Source organism: Streptococcus suis, assembly GCF_002960445.1.
Classification (GTDB): domain Bacteria; phylum Bacillota; class Bacilli; order Lactobacillales; family Streptococcaceae; genus Streptococcus; species Streptococcus hyiners.
Map to the genome: position 1 here is coordinate 1 of NZ_POJD01000356.1, position 286 is coordinate 286.

Annotated in this window: 1 protein-coding gene; it reads right to left on the reverse strand. The window is 37.1% G+C overall.

Going from position 1 to position 286, the window contains the following annotated elements; all coding sequences use genetic code 11:
- A partial coding sequence (locus C1G53_RS11230) for a glycerophosphoryl diester phosphodiesterase membrane domain-containing protein (protein WP_153046725.1) occupies positions 1 to 179 on the reverse strand: 179 nt, incomplete at its 3' end.
- Positions 180 to 286: the final 107 nt, after the last annotated feature.

Sequence of the window (286 nt, forward strand, 5' to 3'; positions counted from 1 at the left end):
CGATCTAAATTCGTCGGTGAAAGGTAGGCATGCCCTGTCATAGCTAAGAGTCCCTCAGAAATCCATGAATTGAGCGGTATCCAAACAAATTCCATAAAGGTAAACAGGGTAAAGAAGAGCAAGAGAATCTTGTCTAAGTTGTAATATATTTTTTGAAATTCACGTTGTATCTTTTTCATGATTCTAGTGTCCCATATTCTAGCAAGAATTGCAAGCCTTCATCAAGGATGGAAGATTGTGAAAGCAATGAATGAAGTATAGAAAAAATCAAGTTCCTAAGTGGAGC